Genomic DNA, 7069 nt, shown 5'->3' with positions numbered 1-7069 from the left:
ATTCCCAAATGCGTTTAACCGCTATGGGATAGAGAGGTGCGTAGTTCATCCAAGGAGAATTAATCTCTCAAAGTAAAAGTGAAGGGAATTTCTGCAATGAAATTCAGTCTGTCTATATTTGACTATACTTTTACCAACTATCAATTCCCGTAACAAACTCGGTTGAGCTTATCTCTGGAAGCTAGATTGAAATTGTCTGTTCAAACTAATCCAGATGATTCATCGCATTACATTTTCGTTGCTCAGTACAGTTCTTTTGTGGTCTTGCTCAACAAACCCTCAACCCGTTTCTACTCCGGCTAATAGCCCAGACACAACAACAGTAGCAGAAACTCCTGATCAGCCATTGCCAGACACTATTAGTAATCAAGTCCAAGTTGCCCTTGCCGATCGCCTGAATGTTACTGTTGAGCAACTGGCAATTGGTCGCCACAGCCGCGAAACCTGGTCAGACGGCTGCTTAGGGCTGGGGGGACCTGCTGAATCATGCCTAGCCGCCCTCACAGAAGGCTGGCAAGTTGAGGTGATTGATACCCAAAGCGATAAAAGTTATTTTTACCGAACCGATTTGTCGGGCGATCAGATTCGCCTATCTACCCTGGAAAACAATTTGCCACCGTCAATCCGCGATCGCATCTTTGAAACTGCCCGATCCAGTGGATTGAAACCCTCTGAAAGCTTAGGGATTATCGATGCTGATCCCCAAACTTGGAATGGCTGCTATGGGCTTGCTGATCCCAATCAACTCTGTACTGAGATTGCTATTCTAGGCTGGCGTGCTGTCATCAGCGACGGTGTTCAATACTGGATTTATCACACGGATAACTCTGGTGATACGATTCGCCTCAATGAAACCGCCAGTAGCCCTGATGTCGTTCCCAGGTTCATTCCCATGGTGAATCCCCGTATGCTGGGCGACGAAACAGTCTTCCAAAGCACGATTAACCACGAGTCGGGTGAACAAGAAACATTAATGTTGGAGAATGATGAACGCTTGATTTATATTCAAGAACGTGATGGCGAGGTGATGAATCGGGAAACTGAAGCGGTTAGTCAGTCGCAAATCCAAGCACTGTTGCGTCAGCTTGAGCAGTCCAATTTTTCCCATTTCGACGGAATTCGCTATCAGCCACCTGTTCCAGATGACGCTGATGCACCCAGGGTTAAACTCAGCGCCCGTTATGGCACTGTTGAGTATATTGAGTCTAGTGTTGAAGCATTGCCTACTGAACTGCAAGCGGTTATTCAAGAATGGGGTAATGTGGTTGAACAGATGGATCAGGCAGAATAATATTTAGACGTTGCTGAAGCCATAGAAGACTTGGAGGCGATCGCAGAGTATATTGAAGGTGACAAAGAATGAGTTAATTGGGAGAGGGAGAGATTCGCAAGGCTAGTTCCCTTAGCTGTTCATAACATGAGAAAAGCGTCAGCGTTACTTCAATGTATTCTCGCCCTACTTTTAGCCATTTGGGGCGTTAAGCTACTATTGCCAGACCGCAATGTATGGGGAAATCCTCAATTTGAAACATTAATGATGCAATGTCAAATTTCATCGACAGAAGCAATCATTCGTTTATATCAGGGAAATGGAGGTGCAACGGTTGCTTATTGGTACTCCGTTACTTTTGATAACGGTAAATTCCCTACAGAAAAACAAATTTTTCATACTTATGCCTACCCATCTATTCAATCCATTGATTGTCGTGCTGATGAAGTGACAGTGTTAGCCGATGAGCAATCCTGGACATTTAGCCTTAAAGAAATAAAAAATCAATTAATTAATCAACCGATAGGATTCTATCGGGGAGAAACCCAACAAAAATCTATTCAACCGCTACGGATACTAAGATTGAGTTTTGGCGTATTATTAGAATTAATCAGCGTCTGGATTTTGAGCAGGAGTTTCAAACAATTTCGTGCTTCCCGAAATCCCGAATAAAATCCCCGCCATTCCCAGACTCAGTGAAACGTCAGAATTGCAGCAACACCCAAGTTTGAGAAACAATACAACTATCCCATATTACCAGTAGGAGTTATGTCTGAACAGTTTACCCAACAAGTCAGCGATCGCATCTGTAAGCACATGAACGAGGATCATGGTGACGCGATCGCGCTTTACGCCCGTACCTTCGGGAACTCTCCCGATACCGAGTCGGCTCAAATGCAGTCCATTGATGCGACAGGGATGAATTTAATCGCCCAACGTCAGGGTGAGTCGGTTCCCTTACGCATTGAGTTTGATCACACTCTCAAAGACTCTGAAGACGCCCATCACACGTTAATTGACATGGTGAAGCAAGCCAGAGGTGCGGCTAAATCAACCTAGCGACGTGATAAATTAACGGAGCGGCTATCAAGGCGGGTAAAAAGGACGCAACACGGATGTGGGTCAACTGTAACAGGTTGATTCCCGTCCCCAAAATCATTAATCCCCCTACCCCGGTAATCAAGAGAATGCGGGGATCAGTGGCGGGATCAGGGATGGCTTGCGCCAAGACTCCCGCCACCAGAGAAATTCCGCCCTGATAGACGAGAATCACAATAATCGAAAAACCGACACCAATTCCAAAACTGCTGGAAAGTGCGATCGCGGCGATTCCATCCATTACCGCTTTCAGTGTCAGCAATGTATCGTCACCCGTCAAGCCATTATTCAGACTTCCCAGCAACGTCATTGGACCCACACAAAACAATAAGCTAGCCGCCACAAACCCTTCTGTGAACGCACCACTTCCGCGAAACCGAGTTTTCAGCCAATGTCCCACCGATTGCAGTCTAGCTTCAATTTGCCACCATTCTCCCAGTAATCCCCCCAACACAATGCTAATCAGCGCCAACACCACACCATCAATGCGCCCTGCTTGCACCTGAGTCATACTCGCCGCCATGGTGACACCCAGAAATAGGGTGAGAAGTCCTACCCCTTGGGTGATAATTTGTTGCATGGATTTAGGTAAACGGTGCTTAAGTAACAACCCGACAGTTGTACCAATAGCTACCGTTATCACATTTGTCCAAGTGCCGCTTGTCTTGGCAAAGAAATCAGTCAGCAAAACATTAACTGTCAACGTTAATAGTGGCGTAGCATACTTATCGTGTATGTAGCCAAAGCTCGATGAATGCGATCGGCACTTTCCAATTGCAGTTGTTAGAGGCGACAACCACTCGAATCAAACTCGATTCTAGAGTCAGTGTCATCCTTTAGCCACCCAGTTACTGCTGATATCGGAAGTTATTGAAGTACTCCTATCCTACCTCGGAGCGAGGAACAGGGAAACATTGCTGGGAACCGAGCTATTTTTGGCTAAACGGTAAGCCCTCTATTTTACCTCAATCCCCAAACAGTTAAGATGCGTTTACCCTGGTTGTTATTATGGCTTACTTGATTAGGGGTAGGGGTTTGGAAACTGGGTTTGGAAACTGGGTTTGGAAACAAAACCCCTACTGGGAACTAAATTCTGGGTTTGGAAACAAAACCCCTACCGCCGACCTAAGCTAAAATGTAAAGCAATGTAAATGTATTGTCTTTTACAAGACACCATCGCAGTAGACTTGAGAATGAAACTGCTAACTCCATCTTAAGTAATGGAGTCGAAGAGGAAGGCTATGGGGATCGCCACAATTAACCCAGCAACGGGAGAAACGCTCAAAACCTTTGAGCCACTAGATCATGAGTCGATAGAAGCCAAACTCAGCCTGGGACAACAGGTGTTTGAGTCGTACCGGAAGACGCCAATGGCGCAACGGGCAAACTGGCTGAATGCGGCGGCGGATATTCTGGAACGGGATAAGGTCAAGTTTGGTCAGCTGATGACCTTGGAAATGGGCAAACCGATTAAAAGTGCGATCGCGGAGGTGCAGAAATGTGCCTGGGTTTGCCGTTACTACGCTGAAAACGCGGCGACGTTTTTGGCAGATCATCAGATTGCCACCGATGCCAGCCAGAGTTTTGTCCGCTATCAGCCCTTAGGGATTATTCTAGCGGTCATGCCGTGGAATTTTCCGTTCTGGCAAGTGTTTCGGTTTGCCGCCCCTGCGTTAATGGCGGGAAATGTCGGTATCCTGAAACACGCCTCGAATGTGCCGCAATGCGCCTTGGCAATTGAGGACATTATAAAGGAAGCAGGGTTTCCGGAAGGGGCATTCCAAACCTTATTAATTGGTGCTTCTCAAGTTGAAGCCATTGTCAGTGACTCCCGGATTAAAGCTGCTACTTTAACCGGAAGTGAACCCGCAGGCGCATCGTTAGCCGCTACTGCTGGGAAACACCTAAAGAAAACTGTGCTGGAACTCGGCGGAAGTGATCCATTTATTGTCCTGGAAAGCGCCGACTTAGACGCCGCCGTTACCACCGCCGTTACCGCCCGGATGCTGAATAATGGTCAATCCTGCATCGCCGCTAAACGCTTCATTGTAGCCGATGCGATCGCGGATGAGTTTGAAAACCGTTTGGTTGAAAAATTTAAAGCCCTGAATGTGGGTGATCCAATGGAGGAAAGCACCAATATTGGACCCTTGGCAACGCCCAGCATTCTCCAAGAGTTAGATCAGCTAGTACAAGCTTGTATCGAAAAAGGCGCTAAGGTTCTGATTGGGGGCAAACCCTTAGATCGTCCGGGTCATTTTTATCCGCCGACTATCTTGGCGAACTTTCCTCCAGGAACCCCCGCCGATAACGAAGAATTTTTCGGACCGGTGGCGTTATTGTTTAGAATTCCTGACATTAACGCGGCAATTGCTAAAGCCAATGCGATTCCGTTTGGTTTAGGGGCGAGTGCGTGGACAACGGATGAAACCCAAGCCCAACGGCTCATTGACGAGATTGAAGCTGGCGCTGTCTTTATCAATGGATTAGTTAAATCTGATCCCCGCCTACCCTTTGGCGGAATTAAGCGTTCCGGCTATGGACGGGAATTAGGGATACAAGGAATTCACGAATTTGTCAACATTAAAACCGTTTGGATGAAATAGTTAAGAACTATGGACGGGAGACGACCGTAAAGGCTATTGTTAAAAAAACCGAATTTTAACAATAGGATTTTGATCCTTAGCTTTGAATTTTTACCGGGGATAGCTAACAGCCAGTCCTAGCTGTAGCCCCCTCTAACTTGTCCTGCTGAAATTTCAGCAGGCACGAATTGCGACGAAATAGGACATCGCGCTAACCATCAAACGATAACCAAAACAGATTAAGGGGAAAATTGAGATGGGCGAAATGAATACAGCCGACATGCTAGTCAGATGCCTGGAAAATGAAGGCGTCGAATACGTGTTTGGATTGCCGGGAGAAGAGAACTTGCATGTGTTAGAAGCACTCAAGCACTCCTCCATTCAATTCATCACCACCCGCCATGAACAAGGGGCAGCGTTTATGGCGGATTTGTATGGACGTTTAACCGGAAAGGCGGGCATCTGTCTTTCCACTTTAGGACCAGGGGCAACCAACTTAATGACTGGGGTAGCTGACGCTAACCTAGATGGTGCGCCAGTGGTAGCGATTACCGGACAGGTGGGAACCGATCGCATGCATATCGAATCCCACCAATACTTAGACTTGGTGGCAATGTTCGCCCCCGTAACCAAGTGGAATACGCAAATTGTCCGTCCCAGTAATACCTCGGAAATTGTCCGTAAAGCCTTCAAACTGGCGCAAAGTGAGAAACCGGGCGCAGTTCACATTGATCTGCCGGAAAATATCGCCGCCATGCCCGTTTTTGGGGAACCCCTGACGAAAGATGAACGGGAAAAAACCTATGCCTCATTCCGGAGTATCGGCAAAGCGGCGGTTGCCATCTCCAAGGCAAAAAATCCCTTAATTTTAGTCGGGAATGGGGCAATTCGCGCCCATGCGGCAGAAGCCCTAACGGAATTTGCCACCCGGATGAATATTCCAGTGATCAATACGTTTATGGGCAAGGGGGTGATTCCCTATACCCATCCCCTAGCCCTATGGACAATGGGATTACAACAGCGTGATCACGTTAGCTGTGCCTTTGATGAAACGGACTTAGTGATTGCGGTGGGTTACGATTTAATCGAATATTCACCGAAGAAATGGAATCCAGAGGGCAAGATTCCGATTATTCACATTGGTGCTAGCCATGCTGAAATTGACAGTAGCTTTATTCCGTTGGTGGAAGTGGTTGGCGATATTTCGGATTCGCTGAATGAAATTATGAAACAAGCGGATCGCGAAGGTAAGGCGACGCCCCATGCGGTGGAATTACGTTCCAATATCCGGGCGGATTATGAACAGTATGCCAATGATGAGGGGTTTCCGATTAAGCCGCAAAAACTTATCTATGACTTACGTCAGGTGATGGGACCTGAAGATATTGTTATCTCCGATGTCGGTGCCCACAAAATGTGGATGGCACGCCACTACCACTGCGATCGTCCCAACACTTGTATTATCTCCAATGGTTTTGCTGCTATGGGGATTGCCATGCCGGGCGCGATCGCGGCAAAATTAGTCCATCCGGATCGGAATGTTGTCGCGGTGACGGGTGATGGCGGTTTTATGATGAATTGCCAGGAATTGGAAACCGCCCTGCGAGTCGGCACAAACTTTGTCACCTTAATTTTTAATGATGGTGGCTATGGCTTGATTGAGTGGAAACAACACAATCAATTTGGCGACTCAGCATTTATTAAATTTGGCAATCCCGATTTTGTCAAGTTTGCCGAAAGTATGGGGTTAAAAGGCTATCGGGTGAATTCAGTGGCGGAGTTTATTCCCACGCTGAAAGAAGCTTTAAGCCAAGATGTGCCGACGGTGATTGATTGCCCTGTAGACTATGGCGAAAATCTCCGCTTTAGTCAAAAAGCTGGGGATTTGAGTTGTAAGATGTAGGTCATAAAACTGGCGTTTTCTGAAGTCTTGAGTGACGCACAAACGCCACCTATCGTAGGGGCACGGCAATGCCCATTGGTGTCAACTTAAGGTGAAAGCTCGGTTGAGCAAGGGTGTCGGGTGTCGGGTGTCGGGTGTCGGGTGTCGGGTGTCAGGATGGAATTGTCTGTTGGAGGCGAAAAAACCTCACACCTACCACCATTCACCTCACCT

6 protein-coding genes are annotated in these 7069 nt (G+C 47.2%); 5 read left to right on the top strand and 1 reads right to left on the bottom strand.

The genetic code is table 11. From position 1 onward, the window contains the following. Positions 1-214: 214 nt before the first annotated feature. The 3 genes from RIG66_RS12710 to RIG66_RS12700 all read left to right on the top strand — a co-directional run bounded on the left by RIG66_RS12710 (position 215) and on the right by RIG66_RS12700 (position 2329). Complete coding sequence (locus tag RIG66_RS12710) at positions 215-1291, top strand: hypothetical protein (protein ID WP_446378524.1); 1077 nt, start codon at positions 215-217, stop codon at positions 1289-1291. 126 nt (positions 1292-1417) lie between these two features. Next, positions 1418-1942, top strand: a complete 525-nt coding sequence (locus RIG66_RS12705; protein ID WP_446378522.1) for a hypothetical protein — start codon at positions 1418-1420, stop codon at positions 1940-1942. A 96-nt stretch (positions 1943-2038) separates the two neighbouring features. After that, positions 2039-2329 carry a DUF2470 domain-containing protein gene (locus tag RIG66_RS12700; RefSeq protein ID WP_044207414.1) on the top strand — a complete coding sequence of 97 codons (291 nt, stop codon included), beginning with the start codon at positions 2039-2041 and terminating at the stop codon, positions 2327-2329. Here the strand turns inward: RIG66_RS12700 and RIG66_RS12695 are convergent. Continuing rightward, positions 2316-3056, bottom strand: a complete 741-nt coding sequence (locus RIG66_RS12695) for a DUF554 domain-containing protein (protein WP_446378526.1) — start codon at positions 3054-3056, stop codon at positions 2316-2318. The genes RIG66_RS12700 and RIG66_RS12695 overlap by 14 nt on opposite strands. 553 nt (positions 3057-3609) lie before the next feature. Between RIG66_RS12695 and RIG66_RS12690 the strand changes: the two genes are divergently transcribed. Both RIG66_RS12690 and RIG66_RS12685 read left to right on the top strand, forming a co-directional pair. Continuing rightward, the gene (locus RIG66_RS12690; protein ID WP_446378520.1) at positions 3610-4974 is read left to right on the top strand and encodes an NAD-dependent succinate-semialdehyde dehydrogenase; all 1365 of its coding nucleotides are present in this window, start codon (positions 3610-3612) and stop codon (positions 4972-4974) included. A 235-nt stretch (positions 4975-5209) separates the two neighbouring features. Then, positions 5210-6856, top strand: a complete 1647-nt coding sequence (locus tag RIG66_RS12685; protein WP_446378518.1) for an acetolactate synthase large subunit — start codon at positions 5210-5212, stop codon at positions 6854-6856. Positions 6857-7069: the final 213 nt, after the last annotated feature.

The organism is Coleofasciculus sp. E2-BRE-01 (genome assembly GCF_040221695.1).
Lineage (GTDB): Bacteria > Cyanobacteriota > Cyanobacteriia > Cyanobacteriales > Coleofasciculaceae > Coleofasciculus.
Note: the sequence above shows the minus strand (reverse complement) of the source record. Positions and strands in the feature narration are given on the sequence as shown.